Here is a 14,014-nt window from a genome sequence, read left to right on the forward strand (position 1 = left end):
GCTGTGGGTGTCTGGTCTCGCTCGTGCGAGTGGCAGGCGCTTGCCAACAGCAGCGCTTGTTAGCGCTAACACGGCAAGTATCCAAGCGGCCTGCATAGCACGTCAAATACTGAAAAATTCGTCAGTTATGCCTTTTGGCTATTTGCCTTGGGCGCTCTGGTTAGCGCTAACATGGGCCCTCTTTCAGCCACAGTTGCCAGGGCGTCTGCGTGAACAAGCCCAATGAACCCACTCGAAAGCGCCGCGGTGCCGGGCGTGTCACGCTGGCGGAAGTCGCCCGGGTGGCCAAGGTGTCGTCAATTACCGTCTCGCGGTACTTCAACCAGCCGGAACAGGTTTCCGAACCGCTGCGCGAGCGTATCCAGGTTGTGGTGCAGCAGATGGGCTATGTGCCAAATCGGGTGGCCGGCGGCCTCGCCTCCGCGCGCGGGCGTATCGTTGCCTTGGTCATCCCGAACATCTCCGGGCCGATTTTCGCCGATACCCTGCAAGCCTTCAGCGATACCCTGAGTACATTCGGCTACCAGTTGCTGCTGGCCTCCAGCTACTTCAGCCAAGAGCAGGAAGAACAGGCGGTGCGGGCCTTTCTGGGATGGTCGCCAGCGGCACTGGTGGTCACCAGCCGTTACCACAGCCCCGCTACCGAAAAGATGCTGGCGGAGGCGGACGTACCCGTGGTTGAAATCTGGGATTACGTGCCTGAACGCCCTGCGCTGCAGGTGGGTTTTCGTCATTTCGAGGCGGGCCAACTGGCATGCCGCTGCTTGCTGGACAAAGGCTACCAGCGCATCGCATTCGTGCAGAACAGCGTCGCTGGCGACTTCAGCGCCCTGGAGCGGCGTGACGGGTATGCCCAGGTGCTGTTCGAAGCGGGTCTGGAACCCTGGGTGTTCGTCCCGCCCGCAGACGCAGCGCCATTCGAAGCCGGACGCCAGGCGCTGGAAGCGCTGATGCGCCGCACCCCCGCCCCGGATGCGATCATGTTCGCCAATGACAACCTGGCCGCAGGCGCCCTGCTCGCAAGCCAGCGTGCCGGGCTGCGGGTACCCGAAGACGTGGCGGTCATGGGCTTTGGTGACTACGCCTTCGCGCAGATGCTGTTGCCCAGCCTGTCCACCGTGCGGCCACCCTCGCGAGAAATCGGTGTGGTGGCGGCGCAGCGGGTGTTGCAGCACCTGGGCGCCCTGGCGGGCGAAGGCGATATACCACGCTTGAACCTGCTGACGTGCCAGCTGGTGGTGCGGGAGAGTATTTGAAGTAGCCCTGGCCAGTGTGAGTTCAGGTGTTGACTCTCCCGTATGGGGCAGGCGCTACCGACCTGCCTTTTGCTGCGGGTGAACACTGCAATGGGTAAACGGATACTGATCATACTGGGGCACCCCTGTGCCGAGAGCTTCTGTGCAGCATTGGCCGCTCGGTACACCGAGGCAGCCCAGGGTGCGGGCCATGAATCACGCGTACTGCCCCTGGGCGACCTGAGGTTCGACCCCGTCCTACGCCACGGCTACAAACAGGTGCAGGCACTGGAGCCTGACCTGCTGACGGCCCAGGCCGATTTGCTGTGGGCCAACCACCTGGTATTCGTCTACCCCATTTGGTGGGGCGGTATTCCGGCGCTGATGAAAGGCTTCATCGACCGGGTATTCCTGCCGGGCTTCGCATTCCGCTATCAGCCGGGTAAGGCGTTTCCCAAACCGCTGCTCAAGGGCCGCACTGCCGACCTGCTGGTAACCCTGGACACGCCGCCCTGGTATTACCGTTGGATATATCGCATGCCTGGGCTGCATCAGCTGCGCAAGACTACCTTGCAGTTCTGTGGTATCCGACCGTTGAGAACGCTGACGTTTGGCCCCGTGCTGGTTGCCAATGCGCCACGCCGCGAAGCCTGGCTAAAGCAGGCAGAGACCCTTGCCCGCCGCTGACAACGGCCAGATTTCCAGCCAGACCAACCCTGTGCCAAGATGCGTTGCACCCTTGCTGAAAAGGACCTTCATGTACATCGGCAAAGCCGCCCTGCTATCGGGCACTACGATCAAAACCATCCGCCATTACGAGGCCATCGGCCTGCTGCCAACGCCCGTGCGCCATGGCAGGTATCGGGTCTATGACCCGCGAACGGTGGCGCGCCTGAAGTTCATCAAGTGCGCCCAGCAGCTCGGCTTCAAGCTCAAGGAAATGCAGGGCATCCTGCAGGGGCAAGATGATTTTGAGCTGCTGTGGTCGGTCGCTGCCCAGGCGATCGCGGCCAAGAAACAACAAGTGATGGCTCAGATCAGCAGCCTCCAGCTGATCTATGCGGGGCTGGATGCGTTCGAAGCAGAGCTGCAAACGGCCAGCCACCGATGCGAAGCCGCCACCGGCGGTTAGTGAGGGTTGGAGCTCAGTCTTGCACCAGTTCCCCCTTGCTAATCGCAACCTTGATCGCCTGGGCGGTCGTAGCCACCCCCAGCCGCCGACGCGCAGAACGCAAATGGTTTTCCACTGTGCGTTCCGACAGCCCAGGCTGATGGCAATATCGGCTTGTCGGCTGCCGGCCGCCGTCCAGGTAAGCACCTCACGTTCCCGGGCCGTCAGCAGCCTTGCAGCCGAAGTTGCCGGTGCCATCGACAGCCGGCGAGCGGCCCTGAACGCCGCTTCGGCGACAATGACCAGGGCAAGGCAGGCTTCGGAACCGCTCGATACACGTTGACCGCCCAGGCTCATGGCGCCCTCCAGCCCGGCAGGCCCGAATACAGGCACTTGTACACCCTGCAGCCCTGGCCCTGCCGGGCGGCGGACCACCCGATACCGCTCTGTTCCTGCCTGATGGGTCTTGGACCAGAAGAAGGCTTCACGCGCTTCAAGGATGTGCCGGGTGACCGGACAATGCCGCACGTAAGCCTTGGCATCCACTTCCTGGCCATCCTCCCACCACTGGCCTTCTACCCAGAACACACGGTCAACAAGGTCTTCAGCGGTGACAGATACCGAAAACAACACGTATCGGTCGTAGCCCAGAGGCTGTGCGAACTCACGCACAGCCGCCTGAATGGCAGGCATCGCAGAGGCCTGTTGCATCGTGAGCACCGCCCGAAATGCAGCCTCGGCGGGCGTCATTGACCGTTGGCCTCCTTCAACAACGCGGTCGCCGCCAGCTTGCCCAAGGCATTGCCTGCCAACGGGCTGTCACCGGTCAGCAGCTTACGGTCCTGATGGACGAGCCCGGAGATGTCATCATTGATGATCTCCACACCCAGGGCCTTGAGCCGCTCACCGAACTTCCAGGTGAGGTGGCCCGGCATGTAGCCGATATCAGGTGTCTTGGCATCGAGCGCATCCGGGAACGCGCAGATCTTGTAGCCCTTGAACACCGAGTCGTCGCTACCCTCGGTGGCACTTGTCGCCAGAAATGCCGCCGGGCCGTGGCACAGCGAAATGATGAACTTGTCCTGGGCAAAGGCCCATTCGAGCACACGCTTCACGTCAGGGCTTTCGGGCAAGCCGATCAGCGCGCCGTGACCACCTGGTATGAACACACCGATGTAATCCGACTGCTCGCCAAGCGCCTGTTCCAGGACGTCGGCAAGCTTGTGCGGCTGCCTGAAGGCATCACGGTACTTGCTGTAAAGGCCCTTCACCTCGGCGTCTTGCGCGGGCATCGCCCAGTGCTCGAACTTGACCGCGTTACCCGACAACGTCGCGATGTCGAAGGCAAACCCGGCTTTGTCCAGGTGATACATCGGCAACAAGGTTTCGACTGGGTGATTGCCGGTAGAGAACAGTGTGCCATTGTCAGTGGGCAGGTAGCGCTCATCAGCACCGATCACCAGCACCTTCAAGCGCCCACCCGTGTAAGGGGTGGGGTAGTCCGCACCACTCAGGTCAGATTTGGGTGACGTAAATTGGCTCAACGAATACGGCGATGGAAAGAACGCACCGTCTTCTGCCGGGTCTGCGGTTGGGCGTTTATCTTCGGAATTCACAGGTTGCATGGCGGGTTACCTCGGTGGATGTCCAAGGCATTGATCCTAGGGGGCAAGGCCAGCACTCGCAATGAGGGTTTCCCCCTAATACGGGGATATTCCTAACGCTAATCACTCGCGCACCAGTGCCATGGGCCGGTGCGCTGAGTGACAGCTGATCCGTCCTCTTCGCGCTTACAGTGACTCGCCGTCGTCGATGTCTTCGTCCACTTCTGCCGCGTCAGTTTCATCAGCATCATTCAACGCGGGCGAGGTAGGCTTCAAAGGGTCATTGATATAGGGCACATCGCTCGGGCCCTTTTCTTCGTTACCTGCAGTTTTAGGTTGCACAGGGTTATCTCCTTGGTAGGTTCAGACAAAGGGTTTGGGGTCACCCGGGTTTTCCGGGCGCGGCTCATGGATGGGGCAACGGTTATGTTCAGCACGGAAGCCGGATGACATGTCATAGGCAGGCTTTCGGACGCGCATCACACCGCCGAGCGGCCTGTGTGCAGCCAGGCCATGCCAGGGGCTGAATGCCATGCCGTCGTCCATGGCACGCACCTTTTCCTCACTCCAGGCCGCCTGGGGCTCGACTTCGAGCCGGGCTACGGTCACGTAAGGGCTGAGGTCTTCCGGCCACTGAACCGAAGCGTCTTCGACAGGCATTTTTTCGCTATCGGTCGCCAGTTGCACCTGCAACTCCCATACGCCGCCCTGCGTTGCAAAAAACGCCTCTACGGCGTGGCGCAGGCCATCCGGGTCATCGCTCAAATCCACCTGCTGGTCGGTTAGTGCGGTGAGCGTGGCCGACACGGGCACCACGGCGAGCTTTGCGTAATAGGGACCGTACAACATCGGCACTACGGTGCTGAAGCTTTCACCCAGGATGTGCGTCTGCGGATGCCCACCGAGGCTCTTCAACGTGCCGCTTTCACCGCCGAATGCTTCCACAACTTTCTCGGCACCACGCAGCACGGCAGAGAGGGCTTTCTTGGTACCGGGCGCCTTATCGGTTGTCTTGGCCAGCATCTTGAGGGTTTTCAGGAAGGCCTTGGGGGTCGCAGCAGTGAACGCCTTTGCGTTCTGCATCACGAAATCCTGGGTGGTTTCACCCTCACTGCCGGGCAAGCGTGGCCCGTCCACACCGACCATCTTCAAGGCCAGGCCGCGTGGGGTGGACACCTTGTCATCCAGAATATCGCCAGGGTTGGTGGAGAACCGCAGGTAGGCATTGAACCGCCCCGGTTTGGCGAAGGCGCCCTGGGCCAGGTGCGATGGCAGGCCCGGCGCGACCGTGATGGTGCCCCGCAGCAGGCCATGGCCCTTGGCGTGAACGCTGCGGTAGGCGTGGCCATTGTCTTTGAACGTGATCTCCATGATCTGGCGTAGCGTGTCTTGCAGCTCCTGGCTGGTTTGCGCTTCATCTTCAGGAATGTTTTCAAAAGCAGGGTCGCACGGCAACGGTGCACCTGCAGCCGGTGTTACGGGCTCATTGTTCATCAAGGCTACTCCGGTCGTCTCTGTGGACGGTTAGGGTGTTCGTAACAAGGCAACCTGGGTGCCGCCGCGCAGCCCTCGCCGCAAGGTGTCACCCTTGCAGGTTTGAGGGGCCGGGGAGCCGATAGCGTTCAGCCATCTTGTGGAAATCCGGACAAGTGGAGCTGAACGCTTCGGCCACTTGCCCAGCGTCTTCACACCACTTGGTCCGCGATACGGATCGTTTGGGTCTGTTGGTCTTCCAGCGGCTGGCTAGCGTGCAAGGTAACGGGTATCGACTTGGCTGCAGGCACCTTGCTCCGCTGAGCGTGGTGCCAGAGCGGCACCAATGGGTTGCATTCCGGGTAGTAGGCCCCGGCACACCCTTCAGGTATGTCGTAGGCGATGATCTGCAAGGGCCCCGCTTCGCGCAGCACCTGCGGTTCGACCGCGGTGCGCAGCAACACCCAGTCGCCCGGCGCGAACCCCAGGCGCACCACGTCGCTGCGGTTCATGAACAGCACGCTGCGGGTGCCCTTCACTCCACGAAAGCGGTCGTCATAGCCGTACACCGTGGTGTTGAACTGGTCATTGCTGCGCAACGTCATCAATTGCAGCACATTGTGCGCATGGGGGCTGACCTGCACGTCTTCGTCAGCCTCCAGTTGCTGCGGCGCCACGAACTGGGCCCTGCCAGAGGGGGTCTTCCACTGGCGTTGACCCGCCGGCAACGGGCGGTGGAAGCCGCCCTGCTGCCACATGCGGGTCTCCATGTCGTGGAATATTTCCGGGTAGACCTGGCTGATGGCGGTACGCACCAAGGCATAATCGTGCCGCCATTCGTCCCATGGTATGCGGTGATCTGCGCTAAGTGTGGCCTCAGCCAACCCTGCGATGATTGCGACTTCAGAGCGCAAGTGCTCGCTGGCAGGCTCAGTGGTGCCTTCCCAGCCCCGCACCACACCGGTGCTGTCCTCGGTGCTGTAGGCCTGTACCCTGCCCTCCTGGCGGTCGATCTCGATATGCCCAAGGCAAGGCAGCAACCAGCCCTGCTGGCCGGGCAAGAGGTGGGTGCGGTTGAGTTTGGTGGCCACCTGTACATTCAGTGCCAGGTGCTGCCACGCAGCCTCCATGCGCCGTGTGTCGGGGATGGCCCGCAGAAAGTTGCCGCCCAGGCCGATGAAGGCCTTGACCTGGCCGGCCAGCAGCGCCTCGCAGCAGTCAACCGTCGCCATGCCCTTTTGCTCGGGCACTTGCACCCCAAACAATGCCTGTAGCTTGTCTGCAGGCACTTTGGACGGGTCTTCTGTAATACCGACCGTGCGCTGCCCCTGGACGTTGGAGTGCCCCCGCACCGGGCATATCCCTGCGCCAGGCTTGCCGATATTGCCCCGTAGCAGCAGCAGGTTGACCAGCATTTGCACATTGTCGACGCCGTGGCGATGCTGGGTCATGCCCATGCCGTAGACGATCATCACGTTATTACTGCGGGCGTACACCGTCGCCGCCGCTTCCATTGCCGCGCGGCCGATGCCTGAATGACGCTCCAGCAGGTCCCAGTCATAGCCCTCCACTTCCCGGCAAAGAGCCGCAAAACCCTCGGTATGCGCCTCGATGAATGCGTGATCGAGTACACCTGGCAAGCCCTGTTCGAGCGCCGCCTGCTCCATGGCCAGCAGCGCCTTGATGATGCCGGTCACCGCCGCCAGGTCGCCACCGATTTTCACCTGATGGTACTGGGTGCTGATGACTGTCGACTGCGGCCCAAGCATCTCGCTGGGAGACTGCGGGTTGACGAAGCGCTCAAGCCCACGCTCGCGCAGCGGGTTGAAGGTGACGATCGGCACATGGCGCTTGCGGGCCTCCTGCAGCGGGTGCAGCATGCGCGGGCTATTGCTGCCCACGTTCTGGCCGAAGAAAAAGATACAGTCGGTGTGTTCAAAGTCCGTGAGGGTCACCGTGCCCACTGGCACGCCTATGCTCTCCTGCAGCCCCACCGACGTGCTTTCATGGCACATGTTGGAACTGTCCGGAAGGTTGTTGGTGCCGTAGGCGCGAGCGAACAACTGGTACATGAAGGACGCTTCCAGCGATGCCCGCCCTGAGGCATAGAACACCACCTGGTCAGGCGTGAGCCCTCGCAGCTGTTGACCGATCTCGCGGTAAGCCTGCTCCCAGGTGGTGACCTTGTAGCGGTCGGTGACCGGGTCATAGTGCAGTGGGTGGGTGAGCCGGCCCTGGCGTTCGAGGTCATGGTCATTCCACGTTCGCAGTTGGGCGAGCGTGTGGCTGGCAAAGAACTCAGGGCCGGTACGGTGGCGGGTGATTTCCCACGCGGTCGCTTTCGCGCCGTTCTCGCAGAACTCAAGGGCATGGGGGTCGCCGGGCTTGGCCCACGCGCAGCTGACACAGGCAAAGCCTTTGGGTTTGTTCTGTTTGACCAGGGCAAGCGACCCCGAAGCCATGACCTGTTCACGCCAGAGGATGGCCATGACCGATCGCGCTGACCCCCACCCTCCTGCGGCATCTTCATAGGGTTTAAAACGCGCTTGAGGGTGGATGAGCGACATGGCCGCCTCGCGTGAAGTTATGTCTGAATATTTCGAGAAGTGACGATAGATAAAAGTTCAAGGCGCAGGCTGGCGCCCCGCTACGCCAGCCTTGGGCTCAGGCAGAGCCGACCCAGGGATGCCCCATGACCCACTGCAACGTCAGCCCCAACATAGGCTTGCGCTCGGCCTTGGCGCGTTCCTCTGCCAGCGCGCCAATGGCGTCGAGCGTGGGCTTTTCGGCCGACGCCTGGGTCTGCTCCAGCAGCGCTTCGAGGCGGTCGTGATAGGGCTGGTTAAGCACCTCGAAGTGTTTGGCGCAGGTGGCGTGCAGGTAATCCACCCAGAAAGGCCGCTCCAGCAGCGACTGCGCGACCTTGGTGTCGGTTTCCTGCGACAGGATGGTGCTGGCCGCCCGTTGCAGCTGGGCTTCGCTGACATTGGAAAACAACCGGTGATACATGTAGCGCGGTTGCGCCGGAAGCCCCAGTGGCCTGACCAGTGCGGCGCGGTAGGCCAGGTGGACTTCCACTTCATCGTGCAGGCCATAGGGGTTGGCAGCGCGGGCCTGCTCGATGTGCTGGCTGGCCACCCGGTCGACCTCGTCGAGGCGATACAGCTCACGGCCAAGCTGCACCAGTGCCGAGCCGATGTCGGACGTTGCCAAACCGGCGGTACGCGTGACCACCAGTGCACGCACTTCCAGCAGGCTCAGTATCAGCAGCATCTGGTCTGAGCAGGTGCGGGGCCCTGCTGCCTGCTGGAACATGGCCTGGCGCACCTCGGTGTTTTCCACGCAGGCTTCAATGAGCGCCCAGATGCGTCTGCGCAAGTCCATGCCCTGGTACTCGTAATCTGCTGAACGGCCCAGGTCGTGGATGAAGCGCATCAGGTCATCACTGCCGGGTTCTTGTGACAACTGGGCCCAGCGCGTTTCGCGAACCCCACGCTGAGCGGCCTCCAGACCGTCCAGCCAACGCTCCAGCGACTCCTGGCCCCCCGGCCCATGCCTGCGCACGGGCAGCATGGCCGTGCCTTGCGCCCCCAACGTTTCGCGCAGGGTTTGCTGGGCTTCATCAGGCATGGCGTTGTCATGCAGGCTCAAGCCGGCAAGCCGCCTGTGGGAATGGGCCAGGGTCGGGCTCATGTCCTCGACACGGTTGTCGCGCAGGTCGATGTCTTCAAGGGTGGGGTGCATGTAGACCTCGACCGGCAACTCGGTCAGGCCGGTGCTGCGCAGCGACAGACGCTGCAGGTTGAGCAGGCTGCCAAGCGGGGGCAGAAGTGCGATGGGGTTGTACGACAGGTCGAGCGTGCGCAGGCGCTGTAAGGCGGCGAGCCTGGCCAGGCCAGCCTCATCGATCACCACCTGGTTTCGGGCCAGTGACAACGTCGTGAGTTGGGTCAAGGCCTGCAGGCCATCTGGAATACCGCCCAGCAGGTTTTCACTCAGATCAAGGGCCTGTATCTGGGTAAAGCGCTGCAAGAAACCCGGGGTGATGGTGTGTAGGTGGGCACGCCGGATGGACACCTGGCTGACGTGCTCGAAGGTGATCGCTTCGGGAAGCACCGGCAAGCTGTCGATGCGCTCGCTGTCGATGACCAGACGGTACTGGCCGTCAGCGTCCGGGCGCTTGCGCCGCCAGCAGTGGCGAATGCGCCGGGCAATCTGCCGGCGACGCTCCGCCAGCGGTGCTGCGGTTGCCTCGCGCCGCCAGGCTGCCAGGCTTTCGTTCAGGTCCAGCAAGCACTGATGCAGGTGCCGCAAGTGGTCCCACGGGGTGTCCCCGCGCAACCGCACGGTTTCAAGGTAGGCCTCAACGTCCACATCCTTCAGCGTCGGGAATACCTGCTGGTAACCGTGCAGCAAGGCGCGGCGTGAGCCTTCCGCCCGCCCGCTGAGTGGGTAACCCAGGCGGCCATCGCCCAGCCGCCTGGGCGGGCGTACCCCTCCGGCAACGGGCGCCATTGCCAACAAGTTGGCTGCCTGATCCCGGTCGGCGCTTGCGCGGTCCGCCAGGGCGCTGGCAAGGCCGCGAGATGAGGCGTCAACCCCCGCAACAGCCTGACGCTGTTCAGCATCCAGGTGCCAGAACAAGGCCTGGAACAAGTCATCGCTCGCCAGCGCGCCGGGCCGAGCGACACCCTCGCTGTCGGTGGCCAGGTAACCCTGGGGCGTGCGAACCAGGCAGCGCGTTTCCATGGCGGTCGCACTGCCTACCCGCGCAAGCACATCACCCTGCAGCCGAGTGTCGCGTACCTGAACCTGTACCCCAGCCGGCCATGGCGCCAGGTCATCTACCAGGCCCAGGGCCAGCTGCTCAGTGTCGGTGGTGGCTGCCGCCGGCTGCTCGAAGCCCGCACAGGCCCTGTCCAGCCGGGCGTCACGCAGTAACCAGCGCGCCTGCTCGGCCATGGCCAGCGGAACCCGCTGCTGCTCCAGTAGTTGGCTCAGCTCGCTGCCGCTGGCGTGCTCCACCAGCGCGCGCCCGGCCCTGGTAGACAACGTGGGAAAGTCGCGATGCAACGGCTGCGCGGCGCGGCTGGGTGTGCCCTGCATGTGCTGCCAGTGGGCCTCGAAGGCCTCACCACGCAGCCTGGGGAACCACTCATGCAGCTCATGGCGTTGAGCAGCATCACACAACCGCGCAGGTGCGGGGGCGTCTTCGAGGTGCAACAGGCGCACCTGGTTTTCGTTCATGGCCACCGTGCGCAAGAGCCGCTTGGCCAACGCATCACTCACCGCCCCCAGGTTGGCCCCCAGGCGCCGCACCAAAAGGCCTGCCCCTTGCCAGTCCTGGGGGCGTTCCAACCCATGCCGGACGCCGGACGCGCCGTTATCGTGCAGGGTGATGGCTGGCGCGTCGGGCCGTGACGGATGGATCAGCGTCGGCACGTGGTTGTCGTCACCCAGCGGGTACGCCTTGTTCGAGATAGACACATGTAGCCGACCCTGGAGCGTGCCCCGCTGCCCATGTGCAAGCGTCTGCTCGGGCTCTGCGTAGCCCGGGAGGTCGGTGCGGGCCAGGCGCAGTTCGCCGTTCCAGAGGCGCACAGGGGCCAGGTCGTCCACTGCGGCCACCCGCGCCGCCAGCTTGACGGCCACTGCCTCGGCCGCCGCACCGCCTGCCATCATCGCAACGCTCTCGGCCACTGCCATCAGGTGCGCCAAGGCCGCCTCGCGGTCGCCGAACGCCCAGTCCTGGTAGCCTTCGTACACCTCGTCCGCCAACTGCACTGCGGTCAGCCCCAGCAAGGGCAAGGCCAGCCCCGGGATGAAAAAACTGGCGATCCCCAGCGCGTCGAGCCCTACCCCTTTTAGCCAGTGCATGCGGCGGTCGCGCTCTACGCTGTCGACCTTGGTGGTAGGTACGGCCAGTGTCTGTGCGTCCTCCAGCAGTGTGTCTACCTGCACCTGGCGCAGGTGGGCGCACAGTGGCCCCTCGATACGCTGCCAGCGCCCATCAAGCTCGATGGCGTCCTGCGCGCCTCCGGTGGCCAGCAAACGCTGCAACGCCTGGTTGAAAGGGACGCGGTCCTGTTCCTTGATGAAGCGCTCGAAGAACCTTCGGTAACCGGGGTCGCGCAAGCGTGCGCCCAACGCACTGAACCACAGTGCCCAGGAGGCATAGGTACACATCGCACCTGCGGGATCATCCGGCACCCAGGCAACAATGCGCTGCAGCGTCGAGGCATCGTCATGCTCCTCGAACACCACCAGACCGCACATCTGGCGGCCGAGCAAACGGACCTCGTTGGCAGCCCACCCTGTCGAGTCACTGGATGCACGTACGGCGTTCGTCACAAGCGCAACTGCTCGCCCATCCAGGTTGCCTTGAGCGCGGGCCATGTGCGTGGCAGCTACCAGCCGGGCGCGCCAACCCTCCTCCAGCACCGCCTCGGTTTGGTGACGGCGGGTGTTGTCTGCCAGCAACACCTGCTTTAGGTGCTGCTGATAGGCGGCCCCTATATCCAGTGACCGGCACAGGCCGGCGAATGCCCGGGGCCGCCAGGCGATCGGCTGGGCCTGTGCGTCGAGCAACGTCGAGCTCTGCAACCAGGCTGTTTCGGCAGTTTCATGCAAGGTGAAATTGTGCAGTGCGCAGGCGAGCAAACTCTGCTCGAAGGTAACGGGGACAATACCGTCGGGCGCCAGCCCTACGCTGGAGGGGTAACGGATATGCACGGCGCGGCGCAGGGTGGCGAGGCGAACGTCCAGCGGCGGCTGCACCTTTCTGGCCAGCGCCTCGCTGAGCAGTGCACTGGCGAAGGTGTCCAGTGGCTGAATTTGGCGCAGCAACGCCTGAACGGCCTCGCATGCGCGCTGCTGCTCGGCAAGCGCCTGCCGCAGCCCCGTCAACTGCTCGGCAGTAGCTTTGGTCAGCCACGCTGGCAAGCGGCTGGCAATGAAGGTATCGACAGATGTATCTGCAAAAGGAAGTGTCTCCATGGTGAGCTCCGTCATGGCGAAACCCACATGGAGCCTGTATCACACGCCGGTGCAGCGGTATCTATCTACGCTCGCATCAGAAATACCTTGCAAGCTTACCCTCCCCTCCTACCACCACATCCGCTACAATCGCGCCCGGGTGCTAGCTGCGTGGTGCAGTGATGCAGGTTAAAAAACTACGCAGGTCGGGCCGCCATGCGGGAGTTCCTGCGCCTATGCATAACACCCAACTGCCCCGAGCCCAGCAATTGGCCGAACGTGCTTTCGCCCGTTTCGAGCAATTCCTTCATATCGAGGCGGTCAGTGGCGTCGTCCTGCTGATCGCTGCCATCGCCGCCCTTGTCTGGGCCAACTCACCGGCTGCTGCCAGTTACGAAGCCCTGTGGCACACCCCGATAACCCTGGGTATAGGTTCGCTGGTGTACGCCCAACCGCTGCACTTTTGGGTAAACGATGGGCTGATGACCGTCTTCTTCCTGGTGGTCGGCATGGAGATCCGCCGCGAGATCCATGAAGGCGCCTTGGCCAGCCTGCGCCAGGCAACGTTGCCGATGGTTGCCGCCATTGGCGGAGTGGCCGTGCCGGCACTGGTTTACCTGGGCTTTGGCCACGCAGCTGACGAGCAGCGGGGCTGGGCGGTACCGACCGCCACCGACATCGCATTCGCCGTTGGGGTACTGGCCTTGCTCGGCAAGTCGATCCCGTCCAACGTGCGGGTTTTCCTGCTGGCCCTGGCGATCATCGATGACATCATCGCCGTGCTGATCATCGCCGTGTTCTACTCCGGCGGGCTGGATTACAGCGGTTTCGCGGTCGCCGCCCTGGGCCTTGCGCTGGTGGTAGGGCTGCAGCGCATCGGTGTCGGCTCCGCCTACGCCTATGTCATCCCGGGCGCCATCACCTGGGTGGGTGTGCTGATGACCGGTGCCCACCCGACGCTCGCCGGTGTGGTGCTGGGCCTGATGACCCCGGTCACTGCCCGCCCCATGCGCGAAACGCCACTCGAAGCGGTGACCCGTTTCACGCAGGAACTGGTAGGCCGCGCCCACAACGCCCGCCAGGCCCCTGGCGACTTGCTCAGCCCGCTCAAGCACCTGCGCCTGGCGCAACGGGAACTGCTGCCGCCTGTGGTTCGCGTGCAAAGCGCCCTGCACCCGTGGGTGGCCTACGCGATCATGCCGGTGTTTGCCCTGGCCAATGCCGGGGTCAGCGTGGGGGGCGTAGACCTGGGTGCCCAAGCGCCTCACGGGGTGATGCTGGCGGTAATGCTGGCGTTGGTAGTGGGCAAGCCCGTCGGCATCGTCAGTGTCAGCTGGCTGATGGTGCGCTTGGGGTTGTGCTCGCTGCCCGCAGGCGTCACCTGGAGCGGCATCACCTTGATCGGCCTGCTGGCCGGCATCGGGTTCACCATGTCGATCTTCATCGCCAACCTCGCCTTCATCGACCCGGCAACGCTCGGGGCGGCGAAGCTGGGTGTGCTCTCAGCCTCCGTCATCGCCGCGGTACTGGGGCTGGTGTGGGGAATATTGAGGGTACGCAAGGCCTGACCCGCGACGTGCCCGCTGCGCCGAGGCGCAGCGGGTTTCACTGCCCGG

At 63.4% G+C, this 14,014-nt stretch carries 9 protein-coding genes and 1 pseudogene; 4 read left to right on the forward strand and 6 right to left on the reverse strand.

Annotated features, from left to right (window positions below):
• Nucleotides 1-209 precede the first annotated feature (209 nt).
• From IAE33_RS08635 to IAE33_RS08645, 3 genes are all read left to right on the forward strand, one after another.
• The gene (locus tag IAE33_RS08635) at nucleotides 210-1,256 is read left to right on the forward strand and encodes a LacI family DNA-binding transcriptional regulator (protein WP_201163180.1); all 1,047 of its coding nucleotides are present in this window, start codon (nucleotides 210-212) and stop codon (nucleotides 1,254-1,256) included.
• Between the two features lie 90 nt (nucleotides 1,257-1,346).
• Nucleotides 1,347-1,922 carry an NAD(P)H-dependent oxidoreductase gene (locus IAE33_RS08640; RefSeq protein ID WP_201163181.1) on the forward strand — a complete coding sequence of 192 codons (576 nt, stop codon included), beginning with the start codon at nucleotides 1,347-1,349 and terminating at the stop codon, nucleotides 1,920-1,922.
• 70 nt (nucleotides 1,923-1,992) lie between these two features.
• Nucleotides 1,993-2,367, forward strand: coding sequence for a MerR family transcriptional regulator (locus IAE33_RS08645; protein WP_201163182.1), 375 nt, complete (start codon nucleotides 1,993-1,995; stop codon nucleotides 2,365-2,367).
• 186 nt (nucleotides 2,368-2,553) lie between these two features.
• Here IAE33_RS08645 and IAE33_RS08650 read toward each other — a convergent pair.
• The 6 genes and pseudogenes from IAE33_RS08650 to IAE33_RS08675 all read right to left on the reverse strand — a co-directional run.
• A pseudogene (locus IAE33_RS08650) lies at nucleotides 2,554-3,096 on the reverse strand (PA1136 family autoinducer-binding transcriptional regulator); the annotation flags it as partial.
• Nucleotides 3,093-3,971, reverse strand: a complete 879-nt coding sequence (gene hchA / locus IAE33_RS08655; RefSeq protein ID WP_201163183.1) for a glyoxalase III HchA — start codon at nucleotides 3,969-3,971, stop codon at nucleotides 3,093-3,095. The gene hchA and the pseudogene IAE33_RS08650, both read right to left, overlap by 4 nt.
• 165 nt (nucleotides 3,972-4,136) lie before the next feature.
• On the reverse strand, nucleotides 4,137-4,292 hold the full coding sequence (locus IAE33_RS08660; RefSeq protein WP_169338818.1) for a hypothetical protein: 156 nt from the start codon (nucleotides 4,290-4,292) through the stop codon (nucleotides 4,137-4,139).
• Between the two features lie 21 nt (nucleotides 4,293-4,313).
• A complete protein-coding gene (locus tag IAE33_RS08665) occupies nucleotides 4,314-5,444 on the reverse strand; it encodes a catalase family protein (RefSeq protein ID WP_201163184.1) in 1,131 nt (376 codons plus the stop codon).
• 191 nt (nucleotides 5,445-5,635) lie between these two features.
• Nucleotides 5,636-7,990 (reverse strand): FdhF/YdeP family oxidoreductase, encoded by a 2,355-nt coding sequence (locus IAE33_RS08670; RefSeq protein ID WP_201163185.1) that lies wholly within the window; start codon nucleotides 7,988-7,990, stop codon nucleotides 5,636-5,638.
• A gap of 97 nt (nucleotides 7,991-8,087) precedes the next feature.
• Nucleotides 8,088-12,419, reverse strand: a complete 4,332-nt coding sequence (locus IAE33_RS08675) for an NEL-type E3 ubiquitin ligase domain-containing protein (RefSeq protein WP_201163186.1) — start codon at nucleotides 12,417-12,419, stop codon at nucleotides 8,088-8,090.
• 215 nt (nucleotides 12,420-12,634) lie between these two features.
• On the opposite strand from IAE33_RS08675, the gene nhaA reads away from it, so the two are divergent.
• Nucleotides 12,635-13,966, forward strand: coding sequence for a Na+/H+ antiporter NhaA (gene nhaA / locus IAE33_RS08680; RefSeq protein WP_201163187.1), 1,332 nt, complete (start codon nucleotides 12,635-12,637; stop codon nucleotides 13,964-13,966).
• Nucleotides 13,967-14,014: the final 48 nt, after the last annotated feature.

The sequence above is a fragment of the Pseudomonas sp. S60 genome (genome assembly GCF_016647865.1).
GTDB lineage: Bacteria > Pseudomonadota > Gammaproteobacteria > Pseudomonadales > Pseudomonadaceae > Aquipseudomonas > Aquipseudomonas parafulva.